This window comes from Microbacterium sp. CnD16-F, assembly GCF_024124465.1.
Lineage (GTDB): Bacteria > Actinomycetota > Actinomycetes > Actinomycetales > Microbacteriaceae > Microbacterium > Microbacterium gawkjiense.
Genome location: NZ_JAMXSA010000028.1, coordinates 1 through 13532, shown reverse-complemented (window position 1 = coordinate 13532; position 13532 = coordinate 1). Strand labels below are relative to the sequence as shown.

At 72.6% G+C, this 13532-nt stretch carries 15 protein-coding genes and 1 pseudogene; 7 read left to right on the top strand and 9 right to left on the bottom strand.

The genetic code is table 11. The features are described from left to right. Positions 1 to 64 precede the first annotated feature (64 nt). On the top strand, positions 65 to 1309 hold the full coding sequence (locus tag NH287_RS09065; protein WP_253035355.1) for an isochorismate synthase: 1245 nt from the start codon (positions 65 to 67) through the stop codon (positions 1307 to 1309). Between the two features lie 6 nt (positions 1310 to 1315). Here the strand turns inward: NH287_RS09065 and NH287_RS09060 are convergent, their stop codons facing one another. Genes NH287_RS09060 through NH287_RS09050 form a run of 3 tightly spaced genes read right to left on the bottom strand, consistent with a single transcriptional unit; the run spans position 1316 to position 3421 of the window. Beyond that, positions 1316 to 1960 carry a hypothetical protein gene (locus NH287_RS09060; RefSeq protein ID WP_253035354.1) on the bottom strand — a complete coding sequence of 215 codons (645 nt, stop codon included), beginning with the start codon at positions 1958 to 1960 and terminating at the stop codon, positions 1316 to 1318. A gap of 4 nt (positions 1961 to 1964) precedes the next feature. Next, complete coding sequence (locus NH287_RS09055) at positions 1965 to 2654, bottom strand: triacylglycerol lipase (RefSeq protein ID WP_253035353.1); 690 nt, start codon at positions 2652 to 2654, stop codon at positions 1965 to 1967. After that, complete coding sequence (locus NH287_RS09050) at positions 2651 to 3421, bottom strand: alpha/beta fold hydrolase (RefSeq protein ID WP_253035352.1); 771 nt, start codon at positions 3419 to 3421, stop codon at positions 2651 to 2653. Before NH287_RS09050 ends, NH287_RS09055 begins: the two co-directional genes overlap by 4 nt. Before the next feature lie 242 nt (positions 3422 to 3663). Between NH287_RS09050 and NH287_RS09045 the strand changes: the two genes are divergently transcribed. From NH287_RS09045 to NH287_RS09035, 3 genes are all read left to right on the top strand, one after another. Next, positions 3664 to 5079 (top strand): HNH endonuclease signature motif containing protein, encoded by a 1416-nt coding sequence (locus NH287_RS09045; protein ID WP_253035351.1) that lies wholly within the window; start codon positions 3664 to 3666, stop codon positions 5077 to 5079. 68 nt (positions 5080 to 5147) lie between these two features. After that, a complete protein-coding gene (locus tag NH287_RS09040) occupies positions 5148 to 5285 on the top strand; it encodes a hypothetical protein (protein WP_253035350.1) in 138 nt (45 codons plus the stop codon). Between the two features lie 9 nt (positions 5286 to 5294). After that, positions 5295 to 6083, top strand: a complete 789-nt coding sequence (locus tag NH287_RS09035) for an alpha/beta fold hydrolase (protein ID WP_253035349.1) — start codon at positions 5295 to 5297, stop codon at positions 6081 to 6083. Positions 6084 to 6087: 4 nt separating this feature from the next. Here NH287_RS09035 and NH287_RS09030 read toward each other — a convergent pair whose 3' ends face one another. From NH287_RS09030 to NH287_RS09020, 3 genes are read right to left on the bottom strand one after another with little or no spacing between them, the layout of a single operon-like run. After that, positions 6088 to 6945, bottom strand: coding sequence for a PPK2 family polyphosphate kinase (locus NH287_RS09030; RefSeq protein WP_253035348.1), 858 nt, complete (start codon positions 6943 to 6945; stop codon positions 6088 to 6090). Between the two features lie 56 nt (positions 6946 to 7001). Then, entirely contained in the window at positions 7002 to 8789 is a 1788-nt protein-coding gene (menD, locus tag NH287_RS09025) for a 2-succinyl-5-enolpyruvyl-6-hydroxy-3-cyclohexene-1-carboxylic-acid synthase (RefSeq protein ID WP_253035347.1), read from the bottom strand. A 1-nt stretch (position 8790) separates the two neighbouring features. Beyond that, the gene (locus NH287_RS09020; RefSeq protein ID WP_253035346.1) at positions 8791 to 9186 is read right to left on the bottom strand and encodes a PLD nuclease N-terminal domain-containing protein; all 396 of its coding nucleotides are present in this window, start codon (positions 9184 to 9186) and stop codon (positions 8791 to 8793) included. A gap of 77 nt (positions 9187 to 9263) precedes the next feature. On the opposite strand from NH287_RS09020, the gene NH287_RS09015 reads away from it, so the two are divergent. After that, the gene (locus tag NH287_RS09015) at positions 9264 to 9521 is read left to right on the top strand and encodes a DUF4229 domain-containing protein (protein WP_253035345.1); all 258 of its coding nucleotides are present in this window, start codon (positions 9264 to 9266) and stop codon (positions 9519 to 9521) included. Between the two features lie 3 nt (positions 9522 to 9524). Here NH287_RS09015 and NH287_RS09010 read toward each other — a convergent pair whose 3' ends face one another. The 3 genes from NH287_RS09010 to NH287_RS09000 are packed head-to-tail and all read right to left on the bottom strand — an operon-like array spanning position 9525 to position 12579. Then, on the bottom strand, positions 9525 to 10502 hold the full coding sequence (locus NH287_RS09010) for a 1,4-dihydroxy-2-naphthoate polyprenyltransferase (RefSeq protein ID WP_253035344.1): 978 nt from the start codon (positions 10500 to 10502) through the stop codon (positions 9525 to 9527). An 11-nt stretch (positions 10503 to 10513) separates the two neighbouring features. Beyond that, positions 10514 to 11668 (bottom strand): AMP-binding protein, encoded by a 1155-nt coding sequence (locus NH287_RS09005; RefSeq protein WP_253035343.1) that lies wholly within the window; start codon positions 11666 to 11668, stop codon positions 10514 to 10516. 8 nt (positions 11669 to 11676) lie between these two features. Further along, positions 11677 to 12579 carry a 1,4-dihydroxy-2-naphthoyl-CoA synthase gene (locus NH287_RS09000; RefSeq protein WP_253035342.1) on the bottom strand — a complete coding sequence of 301 codons (903 nt, stop codon included), beginning with the start codon at positions 12577 to 12579 and terminating at the stop codon, positions 11677 to 11679. Between the two features lie 95 nt (positions 12580 to 12674). Between NH287_RS09000 and NH287_RS08995 the strand changes: the two genes are divergently transcribed. Both NH287_RS08995 and NH287_RS08990 read left to right on the top strand, forming a co-directional pair. Further along, a complete protein-coding gene (locus NH287_RS08995) occupies positions 12675 to 13211 on the top strand; it encodes a hypothetical protein (RefSeq protein WP_253035373.1) in 537 nt (178 codons plus the stop codon). Continuing rightward, a pseudogene (locus tag NH287_RS08990) lies at positions 13208 to 13532 on the top strand (ECF transporter S component); the annotation flags it as partial. The gene NH287_RS08995 and the pseudogene NH287_RS08990, both read left to right, overlap by 4 nt.

Here is a 13532-nt window from a genome sequence, read left to right as displayed (position 1 = left end):
GGGCGGGATGCCGCGGGGCTGCCCCACGGGGCTCGGGTGGGTGCGGCCGGATTAGGCTGAGAGCGTGACTTCGACTGCGCTCGGCGCTCCCCGGCTGCGCGCCGTCACCCGCCGCATCGAGCCGGTCGACGACCCCCTCTCCTACGCCGCGCCCGACGACCCGACGGTCTGGTCGCGTCGCGGCGACATGCTCGTCGGCTGGGGCCGCGCCGCCGAGCTTCCGGCGGGAGAGTCCGCCGTCGCCTGGTGGCGGGCCGTCAGCGCCGCGGCCGAGGTCGACGACAAGGTGCGGATGCCGGGATCCGGCCTCGTCGCCTTCGGCGCGCTGCCGTTCGACCCGGCCCACAGCTCGTCGAGCGCGACGCTGACGGTGCCGAAGATGATCATCGGCCGCCGCGGCGACACGAGCTGGGTCACCCACGTCTTCACCGACGGTGAGCCCGAGCGTCCCGAGCCGCAGTCCATCCCTTTCGGGCCGCATTGGTCGGCGGTCGTGGGGCCGGGGGCCTGCACACCCGACGGCTACCAGGCGGAGGTACGGGCCGGGCTCGAAGCGATCGCCTCGGGCGAGGTCGCCAAGGTGGTGCTGGCGCGCGACCTCGTCGGCTCCGTGCCTGCCGGATCGGATCTGCGACGACTCGTCCGCGCCCTCGCCTCGGCCTACCCGGACACCTGGACCTTCGCCGTCGACGGTGCGATCGGAGCGAGCCCCGAGACCCTCGTCACGGTCTCGGGCGGTACGGTCACGGCGCGTGTGCTGGCCGGGACCGCCGCGCGGGGCGCCGACGCCGACGCCGACACCGCGGCATCCGTCGCCCTGGCCACCAGTGCGAAAGACCTCGACGAGCACCGGTACGCCGTGCAGAGTGTGCTGACGGCGCTGCGCGCGCACACGACCGCGCTGGCGGCCGAGCCCGAGCCGTTCATGCTGAAGCTGCCGAACGTGTGGCACCTCGCGACGGATGTCGAGGGCACGCTCTCGGGCCACGCGTCGGCGCTCGACCTCGTCGAGGTGCTGCACCCGACGGCGGCGGTCGCCGGAACTCCGACGCAGGCGGCGCTCGAGGTGATCCGTCGGGTCGAGCCGTTCGACCGCGGCCGCTACGCCGGGCCGGTCGGCTGGATCGACGCGAACGGCGACGGCGAATGGGCGATCGCGCTGCGATGCGCGCAGTTCGACGTGCACGGCGACGGCGACATCGCGCTCACCGCCCACGCCGGCGCGGGCATCGTCGCCGGGAGCGACCCCGAGACCGAGATGCTCGAGACCCGGGTGAAGTTCCGTCCCATCGTCGACGCGCTCGCCTGAGGGCGGTCAGACGTTCGCGAGGAACGTCTCGACGGTCGCGGCGAAGTCGGGGTGGTCCTGGGGCCGGTGACCATGGCCCGACAGGGTCCGGCGATGCGCACCGTGTCGCTCGAGCACCTCGGCGATCGCGTCGTACTCGGCGTTCCACCCGCCCGTGACGACGAGGGTCGGGATGCCGCGCAGCATCGCGGCGTCCACGCCGAACCCCCAGGGCGGTCGCCTCGCCGCGAAGCGCGCGACCCCGGCACGCTCGGGCTCCCAGCGCGCCGGGTCGGCGGGGCCGCCGAACATGAGGGGTCGCACGACGGACCAGTAGCCGAAGAGGTCGCCGGTGTCGGCGAGGGCTCTTGCGCGGGAGATCCCGGCGATATGGGCCTCGATCGCGGGATGGCCTCGAGCGACGTCGTAGAGCGCCGGCTCGACGAGGACGAGAGCTCGGGGCGACAGCCGGGCTGCGGCGAGCGCGACGGGGACGGCAGCGGCGGAATGGGCGAATACGACAGCGCCCGTCGGCGCGGCATCCGTCAGCGTGGCCGCGTGCTCGTCCAGCGGGCGGGTGAGATCGAAAGGCAGGTGGTGCGCGTCGGACTGCGCCGACGAGGGCCATGCGGATGCGGGGTCGCGGTCGGTGCTGTGAACGTACAGTCGCACGGGTTCAGGGTACGGCCAGCGGGTCCTCGGACAGGCCGATCAGCTCCGCGATGACGCGCGGGTGGGCGAGCACCCGGAAGTGGCCGCCCGTGTCGAGGCGCACGTTCTTGGCGGCGCCGGGCAGTTCGCTGCCCTCGGGGATGTGCGGATCGAACCGCCCGTACACCGAGACGATGCGCGCGTTGACCTCGTGCTCCCGCGACAGAGCGAGGATCGTCGCGCTGCGGGGCGAGAAGATCCGCAGAGACGGGAGGACCATGAGTCGGCCGTAACGTGATCCGCCGAACGGGGTGGCCACGGCGAGCATCGCGCGCACGCGGCCGGTGGGCGCGTCGACGACCATGGCGCGTTTACCGACCAGTCCGCCCTTGCTGTGCGCGAGCAGCACGCAGCCGCGCAGGTCCTGCTCGGCGAGGTAGTCGACGACCCGGGCGGCGGCGTCATCGACGGGACGTCGGTTGCGGCGGAGCACCGGCAGGACGTGCACGGGATGCCCGCGGTCGTGCATCGCGCGGATGAGCGGCATCATGAACCGCCAGGTCTCGTACACGCCGGGGAGGATGACGATGGGCGTGAGCTCACCCGTCAGGAACTGCCGCGGATCGGTGCGCGTCAGGGTCGCGGCGACCTGCCAGCGCAGCGCGTAGAGGTAGTCGCGCGCCCACCCCGCCGCGTTGCGGACGACAGAGGTCATCGCAACTCCTGCCGTGCGCGGAACGCGAGGATCGCGTCGGCGACCCCTCGCGGAGCGCTGTGCTGGACGACGTGTCCGCTGCCGGGGATCTCCGACGTCTCGGCATCCGCGGCACCGGCGGAGAGCCGTCGACACCACGCCGCCCCCGCGATGGGGTCGCGCGCACCGCGGATGACGAGCAGAGGGCGTGCGAGCGCTCGCACCCGATCCTCGATGCGGTAGGCCAGCATGTGGCGCAGTTGCCGCAGATACCAGGGGATGCCGCACCGCACGTAGTCGCTGAGGACGAGCCAGTTCGCGAGCGGCGGCTCGCGGAAGATGTCGAGCGCCAGCGCGAGTGCCTGGGCTGTGGGTGTGCGGTGCCGGTCGTCGGCGACGGGACCCATCGCGACGACGTGCGTGACCAGATCGGGACGCTGCGCGGCGAGTTCGATCACCCACTGGCTGCCCATCGAGTGGCCGACCGCGACGACCGGCGGGAGGTCGAGGTGCGCGAGGAGGCGGGCGATCGCGGCGGCCATCGCCGGGACGTCGAGCTCACGCGGGGGGTGAGGGAGCCCGCCGAACCCGGGCAGATCGATCGAGACGACGGCGTGGTTGTGCGCCAGCTCGGCATGGAGCCGTCGCAGATAGCGGTGCGACATGCCGATGCCGTGCACCAGGAGGTACGTGTGCGCCGCGTCGGCGCGCGGCGAGAGGACGACGCGGAAGGTGTTGCCGCCGACCGTGACCTCGTGGATCGACGGGCCGTCTGGACGTACCCTCACGCGATGCCTTTCGTCGCCGGAGAGGTTCACGGTAGCCGGGTGCGGGACGTGTCGTGCGGGGGTTGACCTGGCGGTGGTTGGGGTTGGGGTTTGGGGCTGCGCCGGTACGGAGGGTGCGGGAGATCTGCCGCACATCGAACCCGCGAAGAATGAGAGGACTCTCATTTTGAGGGTGTGCATAGCGTGTGTTCTGGGCCCGTTCTGCCGGGGTGGATGTCGGTGGTCGGTGGCAGAGTGCAGGTATGACGGATGCGGCGGAAACCCCCGGTGGCGAGGACTATCTCGCCGCCCTGGCGGGGATCGTCGCTGATGTTGGGGCTGTGGCCGTCGAGTTGGCGCGCGTGCAGATCCGGGAGCTTCGGGCGCTGGCCGCTGCAGGGCGGTTGGCGGAGGCGCAGACCGCGCAACGCAACGCGCGCGTTCAGGTCCACGACATGGCCCTGCGATCGATCGCGGCCGAGGTCGGCGGGGTCATGCGCGTGACGGATCGGACCGTGCAACGCCGGATCGGCGAAGCGCGGACGTTGATCGAAGGGTTCCCGGCGACTGTCGAGGCGTGGGAGCGGGGCCGGATCGTCCGAGGGCACGCGATGGCGATCGTGGAGACCGGGACGAGCCTCCCCGCGGAGATGTGGGCCGAGTTCGAGCAGGTCGCGATCGCCCGATGCGAGCGGAACACCCCCAACCGGGTGCGAGGCGAGCTTGAGATCCTCGCCCACCGGATGCATCCCCGGTCTTTCTCCGAGCGGCATGAGGAAGCCGCCGCTGGGCGGTGCGTGCGATTGGTGCCGGGGCGGGATGGGATGAGCGATGTGGTCGCGACCTTGCCGACGGTGATCGCGGAGGGAATTTGCGACCGATTGACGCAGCAGGCAAGGGCGATCATCGACACCCGTGACGAACGGACTGCCGCTCGCGGCGGTGCGGGTGTTGCGTTCGGGGACGTCGCCACAAAACGCACTGGTGACGAAGAGGGCAACGACGATGACGCCGCCGCGATCGTCGCCACCGACCAGCGCTCCATCGACCAGGTCCGGGCAGACGTGTTCGCCGACCTCCTCCTCGCCGGGACCCCGGCCCTGGATGACACCCGCGACACCACCGCCGGTCCCCTCGGTGCGATCCGGGCACGCGTGCAGGTCCTCGTGCCCGCCGCGACCCTCACCGGAGAAGACAACGGACCGTGCGACCTCGCGGGGCGCTCCCCCATCGACCCCGCCACCGCACGGACGCTCGCCGGCAGCACCCACATCTGGGAGCGCCTGTTCCACGACCCGACCACCGGTGTCACGGTCGCGACCGACTCGTACCGGGTTCCCTCCGGGATGCGACGTTTCCTGCAAGCCCGTGACCAGCACTGCCGGTTCCCCGGATGCCGCGTCGCCGCCATCCGTTGCGAGGTCGATCACACCCACGACCACGCCCTCGGCGGACGAACCGAACTGTCGAACCTCGCCCACCTGTGCCAGAGGCATCACTCCATGAAGCAGTTCACCGCGTGGAGAGTGCGACAACTGGGGGGTGGCGTCCTGGAATGGACCTCACCCCTCGGCAGGACCTATCGCGAAGACGCACCTACCCCGGCCGTCGCGTTCACCCCTGCCACGCCACCACCACCGCCATCGCCGATCGCACCAGCGGAACCCGCACCCTTCTGACGCCCGCGGCGCGAACGAGCGCGTCCCGCCGCGCCTCGCCACCACGGCCCACTGCCTACACTCGTCCAATGCCGATGGCCGACTACGTCGCCTCCCTCCGCTCGCGCATCGGCACGGACTTCCTGCTCCTTCCAGGCGTGACCGCCGTCATCCGCGACGGGCGCTGCATCGACCGCGTCATCGGCGACGTCCGCGACGATCTGTAGGGTGCCGCCATGACGACCGACATCCGCGACGACCGCACCGTCGTCCTCCTGCACGGCTGGCCGGGACTCCCCTCCGACTACGACGCGGTCACCGCCGACCTGACCGACCTCCGCACCCTCACCCCCGACCTTCTCGGCATGGGGGCCGGGTTCGACGGCGTCCCGAGCGTCGAGGCATCCACCGCCGAATCGCACGCCGAACGCGTCCTCGCGGGGCTCGACGACGCCGGCATCACGACCGGAGTCATCATCGTCGGCTGCGACATCGGCAGCCGCATCGCCCAAGCCGCCCTCCGCGCAGACCCGAGCCGGTTCCACGGCGCCGTCCTCACCCCGGCCTACCCGGGCGTCGGCGACCGCGCCGCATCCCCCGCCCTCGCCTCCGTGTTCTGGTACCAGCACTTCCACCGCGACCCCGTCGCCACCCAGCTCATCGACGGCGACGAACGCGCCGTCCGCACCTACCTCACCCGCACCTGGAACAGTTGGCGAGCGGATGCCGCACCCCCGCCGCACCTCGACGAGATCATCGCCGCCTACGCACGGCCGGGCGCGTTCGCCGCCAGCCTGCAGTGGTACGTCGCCAACCGCGGCTACACCGCCGACACGGCCCCCGTCACCGTTCCGACGACGATGCTGTGGCCCGGCGCCGACCCGCTGTTCTCGACCGACTGGACCGACAGGCTGCCCGACCACTTCACCGACGTCCGCCTCGACGTCATCCCTAGATGCGGGCACTTCATCCCTGTCGAGCGGCCCGACGCCGTCGTCCGCGCCATCCGCTCGCACCTCGACTGACCGCTCAGGTCGCCGCGAGCCGCGCCTTCTCGACCTCGACGTCGAAGTCCGCCGCCGGCCACTGCGGATCGATCCGCTCCAAGACCTCGATCAGCAGCGCCTGCACCGCCAACCGGGCGTACCACTTGTGGTTCGCCGGCACCACCAACCACGGCGCACGATCCGTCGACGTCCGATCGAACACCGCCTGATACGCGTCCATGTACGCCGGCCACAGCTCCCGCTCGTCGACGTCGCCGGGGTTGTACTTCCAGTGCTTGTCCGGCCGCTCGAGCCGCTCCGTCAGACGCGCCTTCTGCTCATCGCCCGAGATGTGCAGCATGACCTTCACGAGGTGCACACCGCGCTCCGCCAGCCGGTCCTCGAAGTCGACGATGGCGCCATACCGTCGCTGGATCTCCTCGGGAGCCGCGAGCTGCCGCACCCGACCGATCAGCACGTCCTCGTAATGCGACCGGTCGAACACCCCGATGTACCCGGGCTCGGGAACCTCCCGCTCGATCCGCCACAGGAAGTCGTGCGCCAGCTCCTCGGGCGTCGGCTTCTTGAACGCCTTCAGATGCACGCCCTGCGGATCCGTCGCCCCGATCACGTGCCGGACGATCCCGCCCTTGCCCGCCGAATCCATCGCCTGCAGCACGAGCAGCACCGACGGCGCATCCGGCTGCGTGCGACTCTGTGCGTACAGCCGCTCCTGCAACTGATCGAACTCCTCCGCCGCAGCGGCGAGATCCGCCTGCCCCGACTTCTTGTCGCCGTCGTACCCGGGCGTCGACGCCGGGTCGACATCGGCGAGGCGGAAACCCGCCCCCACCCGCAACAGCGTCGACGGTGACCCGGTCCAGTGATCGTCAGCACTCATGCGGCATATCCTGCCCTGCCGGAGACCTGCGCGCGACGGTCTTGCGGATGCGGCGGCTACCGCGTCAGCGGGACCTCGATGATCTGGCGTCCCCCGGGCGGCGACGTCAACGCCTGGTCGAGCGCGCCCCGCGTCGTCACCCGGCGGTACTCCCACCCGTACGCGCGGGCGATCTCTTCGACACGTGCCGTCTGCGGCGTGAACTGCACCCGGTCGAACGCCTCGGCACCGGCGATCCCGGCAACCTCCAGACCGTCGAAGATCGTCCCGCCGCCGTCGTTGCCGACGATGACCTGGATCCGCGGCTCCCCCTCGGCCGGAGGATGCAGCAGCGCCCCCACGTCGTGCAGGAACGCCAGGTCGCCCAGCAGCACCCGCGTGACCCCCGGCGTCGCACCGCGCTGCGAGGCGGCCGCGATCCCGAGCCCTGTCGCGACCGTGCCGTCGATGCCGGCGAGCCCGCGGTTCGCGTGCACCGGCACCTTCTTGCCGCCGAGGATCTCGTCCGCCACCCGGACCAGCCGCGACGACCCGAACAGCAGCCGGTCGTGCGGCCACGTGGCCCGCCACACGGCATCCACCAGAACCGCCCGATCGACGGGCGCGCGGATCGCGCCGAGCTCGGCCGAGATCGCCCCCAACCGCTCGGCCGGCACCGCCGACGACAGCGCATCGGCATCGGGCGCGGCGGGACTGAGGTCGACGATCTGCTCCCGCGACGCCCTCATCCACGCTCCGAGCCACTCCCGGTCCGCGGCCGCCGACGGAGCGGTCACGCCGTCCACGGCGACCGTCGTGCCGTTGAGGTTCAGCTGCTCGCCCGGACCGCGCACCGCGAGCACCTCGACGTCCGCGCGACTCAGCAGCCGGGCGACCTCGCGGCTCAGCGTCGGGTGCCCGAACACGACCGCCCGTTCGACGCGGCCGCCGAGCTCGGGGTCGGACAGCAGCCGCCGGTACCCGTGCACGAGATGCCGACCGAACCGCGCGCCGCTCACGATCTCGGCGATGAGCGGGTAGCCGCCCTCGTGCGCCAACTGCTCGGCATCCGTCCCCGCATCGGCGCCCGCGACGACGACCGTCCGCGGCCCCGCCGCGAGCACGACCGGCTCCGCACCGGCGACCTGGAGCGCCGCGCCGACGCCCCCGCCGCCCTGGTAGTGCGCGCCCCACTCCGTTTCGGCGGTCTCGTCGGCGGCGTCCGCAGGGTCGGATGCCGCGACGACACCGGTCGACGACGGCAGCCACTCCGGCAGCGCACCGGCGAGCGGCTCGCGGAACGGGACGTTGAGGTGCACGGGCCCGGCGACGCGGGATCCTGCGCCCACCGCGGCATCCCACCCCTCGTCGGCGGCGGCGCGGAACGGCGCCACCTCGTCGCCGTCGATCGCGTCCGCGAGCGCCTCGGCGACCGGCAGGTCGGATTCGAGTCGCACGAAGCCCGAGAACATCCCCGGCTGGCGCGTGGCCTGGTTCGCGCCGACCCCGCGCAGCTCGGGCGGGCGGTCCGCGGTCAGCAGCAGCAGCGGCACACCGGAGTGGTGCGCTTCGAGCACGGCGGGGAGGAGGTTCGCGACCGCGGTGCCGGACGTGCAGATCACGGCCGCCGGCATCCGGTCCTCGCGTCCGATGCCGAGCGCGGTGAACCCGGCGACGCGCTCGTCGATGCGCACGTGCAGCCGGATGAGGCCGCGCGACTCGAGTTCGGCCGCGACCAGCGCGAGGGCCTGCGACCGGGAGCCCGGCGAGAGGACGACGTGGCGCAGCCCGCGCTCGATCAACCGGCCGAGCAGCGCCGCCGCGGCGCCGGTCGCGGGCGCGCGGCCGGATCCGTCGCGCGTCATGTCAGGAACGCGACCCGCGCGACTGCTCGTCGGAGTCGTCGTCCGCCGGCGGGTCGACGGGGCGCTCGCGCGGGTCGGGCGCCTCGGAGTCGAGGGCGGCGAGCTCCTCCTCGAGGCGGCGGATGCGCTCGTCCTGATCGCTCGTGGTGTTGAGGCGACCGAGGAAGTCGGGGTCGTCGTCGGGGGCGCGGAAGACCACCCGGTTCGACGAAGCGCGCGAGCGACCGATGACGAACCAGAGGATGCCGCCCACGACCGGCAGCAGGATCACGATGAGCAGCCAGATCGGCTTGCTGACCCCGCGGTGACGGGTCGGGGACTGCACGGCGCAATCGACGATGCTGTAGACCCAGAACGCGGCCAGCAGCAGCGCCAGAACGAGGTACACGCGCGCCATTCCTCCATCCTAGGCACGCGCCCGCGGCCCGAGGCGGCCGGGGCGAACCCCCGGGTGCACGGCCGTAGAATGGCGGTATGCGTGCCCGGTCAGCCTTCGTCTACGCGCTGCTGCGGCTGCTCGCCTTCTTCGTCCCGTTCGGGATCATGATGCTCTTCCCGGTGCTGCGCGAGCAGTACTGGCTTGCGGCGATCTTCGCGGCCCTCATCGGGCTGAGCCTCTCGATGCTCTTCCTGCGTCGCCCCCTCGACGAGGTCTCGACCGGCATCGCCGAGACCCGCGCGGCGCGCAAGCGTGCCGCGAGCGACGAAGCCGTCGACGACGACGCGAACTGACGCTCAGGCGACGTACGCCCAGAGGATGAACGCGCTCCACGCGAGCGACGCGAGCGAGCTGAGCTGCAGCGCGACGATGAGCTCCCGCGGCGTGCGGTACGTCCAGACGATGAGCGTCGCCGACAGCGTCGCGAGCAGCACGATGAGCGACAACCACGCCACCGGGTAGAAGACCGCCAGCACCGGCACGACCGCGAACGGCACGAGCATGAACACGGTGTAGAGCACCTGCGACGCCCGCTTGCCGATGAGCACGGTCAGCGTGCGCTTGCCGGCGACGCGGTCCTGATCGATGTCGCGCAGGTTGTTCGTCACGAGCACGCCGCACGCGAGGGCGCCGACGGCGATCGAGGGCACCCAGGACTCCTGCGGCACGGACCCCGCCTGCACGAACGTCGTCCCGATGACCGCGACGGGGCCGAAGAAGACGAAGACGAACAGCTCGCCGAGGCCGAAGTAGCCGTACGGACGCTTGCCGCCGGTGTAGAACCACGCCGCGACGATGCAGACCGCGCCCACGGCGAGCAGCCACCAGAACTGCGTGCGGATGACGATCGCGAGGCCCGTGACGGCCGCGATCCCGAAGAAGAGGAGAGCCGCGATCAGGACGGCGCGGGGCGCGACGCGTCCCGAGGCGGTGAGGCGGGTCGGGCCGACCCGGTGGTCGTCGGTGCCGCGGACGCCGTCGCTGTAGTCGTTCGCGAAGTTGACCGCGATCTGCAGCGACACGGCCACCACGAGGCAGCTCAGCGCGAGCACCCAGTGGAACCCGGCGCCGACGGCGATCGCCGCACCCGTGCCGACGAGGATCGGGCTGATCGCGAGCGGCAGGGTGCGCAGTCGCGCGGCGCCGATCCAGTCGCGCGCCGTCACCGGGGCGGGCTTCGGCGGGGCGGACGAGACGCGCGCCTTCGCCGGGTTGCCGCGCGAACCGGAGCGCTTCGCGGCGGGCTTACGGGAGGTCTTTCGGGATGCGGCCACGACCAAGGATCCTATTCGTCCTCCGCCAGCAGCCGTCGGAGCAGCGCCCGGTCGGGCTTGCCGCTCGTCGTCAACGGCACCGCGTCGAGCACGAGCAGCTCGCGCGGTCGCGCCGGCGCACCGATCGCCGCGGCGACGACGCGGCGCGCCTCGTCGAGCACGTCGGGCTCGGTTCGGTCGGCGAGCGCCGCCCGCGAGAGGACGACGACGGATGCCGCGCCCCACCGCTCGTCCGTCGTCGGCACGATCACGGCGCCCTCGAGCCCCGGCACGGTGCGCACGGCCTGCTCGACCCGGTCGAGCGAAACGTTCACCCCGCCGGAGACGATGACGTTGTCGCGGCGCCCCGTCACCCGCAGCACGCCGTCCTCGACGGACCCGGTGTCGCCCGTGCGGTACCAGCGGGTCCCGTCCGCGTCGCGCACGAACACCTCGGCGGTGAGCTCGGGCTCGCCGAGGTAGCCGTCGGCGAGCGTCGGGCCGCTCAGCTGCACTTCGCCGTTTGCGATCCGCATGCGCACGCCCTCGAGCGGCCGCCCGTCGTAGACGCAGCCGCCGCTCGTCTCGGTCGACCCGTAGGTGCGGACGACCCGGGCGCCGAGGGCCGCGGCCCGTTCGGAGAGCGCGGGCGGTAGGGCCTGCCCGCCGACGAGCACGGCCTCGAACGAGGCGAACGCGCGGGCGACCGCGGCATCCCTCTCCCCCGCCTCGACCAGCGTCTGCACCTGCGCCGGCACGAGTGACGTGTACGTCGGGATGCGGCGCCCGCCCTCGCTCGCGGCCATCGCCGATGCGGCGGCGGTGAAGGTCCGCGCCGTGAACGAGCCTGCGAGGATCGCCGGGTCGCGCCCGGCGACGAGCGCGCGCACCATGACCTGCACGCCGGCGACGTAGGTCGCGGGCAGGGCGAGCAGCCAGGCGCCGCTGCCTATGCGGTCGGCGGTCGCGAGCGCCGACGAGGTCAGCGCCGACCGGCTGAGCGCGACCGACTTGGGGTAGCCCGTCGATCCGCTCGTCGTGACGACGACGGCCGTGCCCGCGGGGACGTCGGTCGGAAGAGCGGATGCCGCGCCGAGCGCGACCGCGGGCCCCGCACCGAGCACCGCGGACCGCAGCGCCCGCAGCACGTCGCGGGGATCGGCGGAGTCGAGCGGGCGCAGCTGCATCGCGGGACTCAGAAGTGGTACGGGTACGGCGACCAGTCCGGGTCGCGCTTCTCGAGGAACGCGTCGCGGCCCTCGACGGCCTCGTCGGTACCGTAGGCGAGCCGCGTCGCCTCACCGGCGAACACCTGCTGGCCGACCATCCCGTCGTCGATCGCGTTGAACGCGAACTTCAGCATGCGGATCGCCGTGGGCGACTTGCCGAGGATCGTCCGGGCCATCGAGATCGCCTCGCGCTCGAGGTCGGCGTGCGGCACGACGCGGTTGACGGCGCCCATCTCGTACGCGCGCTGCGCCGAGTACTCCTCGGCGAGGAAGAACACCTCGCGCGCGACCTTCTGGCCCACCTGACGCGCCATGTACGCCGAGCCGTAGCCGGCGTCGAACGACCCGACATCCGCATCGGTCTGCTTGAAACGCCCGTGCTCGGCGCTGGCGATCGAGAGGTCGCAGACGATGTGCAGCGAGTGCCCGCCGCCGGCCGCCCAGCCGGGGATGACGGCGATGACGACCTTCGGCATGAACCGGATGAGGCGCTGCACCTCGAGGATGTGCAGGCGTCCCGCCCGCGCGGGATCCGGAGTCGTCGCATCGTCAGCGGCGTAGGTGTAGCCGTCGCGACCGCGGATGCGCTGGTCGCCGCCGGAGCAGAACGCCCACCCGCCGTCCTTCGGGCTCGGACCGTTGCCGGTCAGCAGCACGACGCCGATCCTCGGGTCCTGCCGCGCCGTGTCGAGGGCGCGGTACAGCTCGTCGACGGTGTGCGGGCGGAAGGCGTTGCGCACCTCCGGCCGGTCGAACGCGATGCGCGCGATCCGGCCGTCCGTCGAGACGTGCGCGGTGATGTCGGTGTAGGCCTCGGCGCCGGGCGCCGCGGCCCACTCCGCCGGGTCGAAGAGCTCGGAGACGGTCACCCGGCCAGCCTACGCGCGGGGCCGAGCCGGGCGGATGCCGCACAGCGTCACACGCACCGTCGCGAGGAGCCGCACACCCCTACCCTGGAGCGGTGATGTCCCGCGCCCTCCCCGCCCTCGCCGCCGCCGTGCTGGCGCTCACCCTGTCCGCCTGCGCGCCCGCCGCGCCGAAGGCCGATCCCGGCTCGCCGTCGCCGACGCCGTCCGCCACGACGTGCACCGCCGACTCCGGGGTGACCGTCATCGTCGATGGCGGGAACCTGCCGGGCGCGGACGAGGTCGCGCTCGACACGTGCGTGCCGGCCGACGAGCCGATCGCCGCGACCGACGCCCTCGCCGCCGCCGGGGTCGAGCTCGAGGGGACGACCGAGTACGGTGACGCCATCGTCTGCCGCGTGAACGGCCTGCCCGCAGCCGACGAGCCCGTCGGATCGACCGAGGACCCCGACTACGTCGAGTCCTGCGAGAGCATGCCCGCCGGCTTCGCGTACTGGGGTCTGTGGGTGCGCCCGTCCGCCGACGCGGAGTGGGGCTTCGCGCAGGAGGGCATCGCGACCCTGCAGCTCTCCCCTGGCGAGAGCCTCGAACTGCTCTTCTCGCTCGACGGCGAACCGGCGGCGCCGACGCCGTGACCGTCCGACCCGGACCGCTGCGGGCCGCGACCGCCGTCGCGGCCGGGTTCGTCGTGGTCCGGGTGATGTACCGCGTCCTGTTCGGCGGTGCCGACGGCGGCGGGACGCTCCTCCTCGACCTGCCGTCCTGGCGCCTGCCCGCGCCGTTCGCGCATGTCGAGGTGCTCGGCCCGGTGACCGCCGGCGGGATCGCGGAGGCCGCGGCATCCGCTCTGCCCATCGCGGTGCCGCTCCTGATCGTCGGCGCGCTCGTCGCGGTGCTCGACGTGCCGCGACTTCTCGCGCGCGGCGCACGTCGCGGCCCGGTGCAGGGCCTCGCCC

Coding starts and splice junctions, on each gene's coding strand:
- NH287_RS09045 (WP_253035351.1), top strand. CDS start 3,664: ATGACGGATGCGGCGGAAACCCCCGGTGGCGAGGACTATCTCGCCGCC.
- NH287_RS09005 (WP_253035343.1), bottom strand. CDS start 11,668: ATGCAGCTGCGCCCGCTCGACTCCGCCGATCCCCGCGACGTGCTGCGG.
- NH287_RS09035 (WP_253035349.1), top strand. CDS start 5,295: ATGACGACCGACATCCGCGACGACCGCACCGTCGTCCTCCTGCACGGC.
- menD (WP_253035347.1), bottom strand. CDS start 8,789: ATGACGCGCGACGGATCCGGCCGCGCGCCCGCGACCGGCGCCGCGGCG.
- NH287_RS09015 (WP_253035345.1), top strand. CDS start 9,264: ATGCGTGCCCGGTCAGCCTTCGTCTACGCGCTGCTGCGGCTGCTCGCC.
- NH287_RS09020 (WP_253035346.1), bottom strand. CDS start 9,186: ATGGCGCGCGTGTACCTCGTTCTGGCGCTGCTGCTGGCCGCGTTCTGG.
- NH287_RS09030 (WP_253035348.1), bottom strand. CDS start 6,945: ATGAGTGCTGACGATCACTGGACCGGGTCACCGTCGACGCTGTTGCGG.
- NH287_RS09055 (WP_253035353.1), bottom strand. CDS start 2,654: ATGACCTCTGTCGTCCGCAACGCGGCGGGGTGGGCGCGCGACTACCTC.
- NH287_RS09040 (WP_253035350.1), top strand. CDS start 5,148: ATGCCGATGGCCGACTACGTCGCCTCCCTCCGCTCGCGCATCGGCACG.
- NH287_RS08995 (WP_253035373.1), top strand. CDS start 12,675: ATGTCCCGCGCCCTCCCCGCCCTCGCCGCCGCCGTGCTGGCGCTCACC.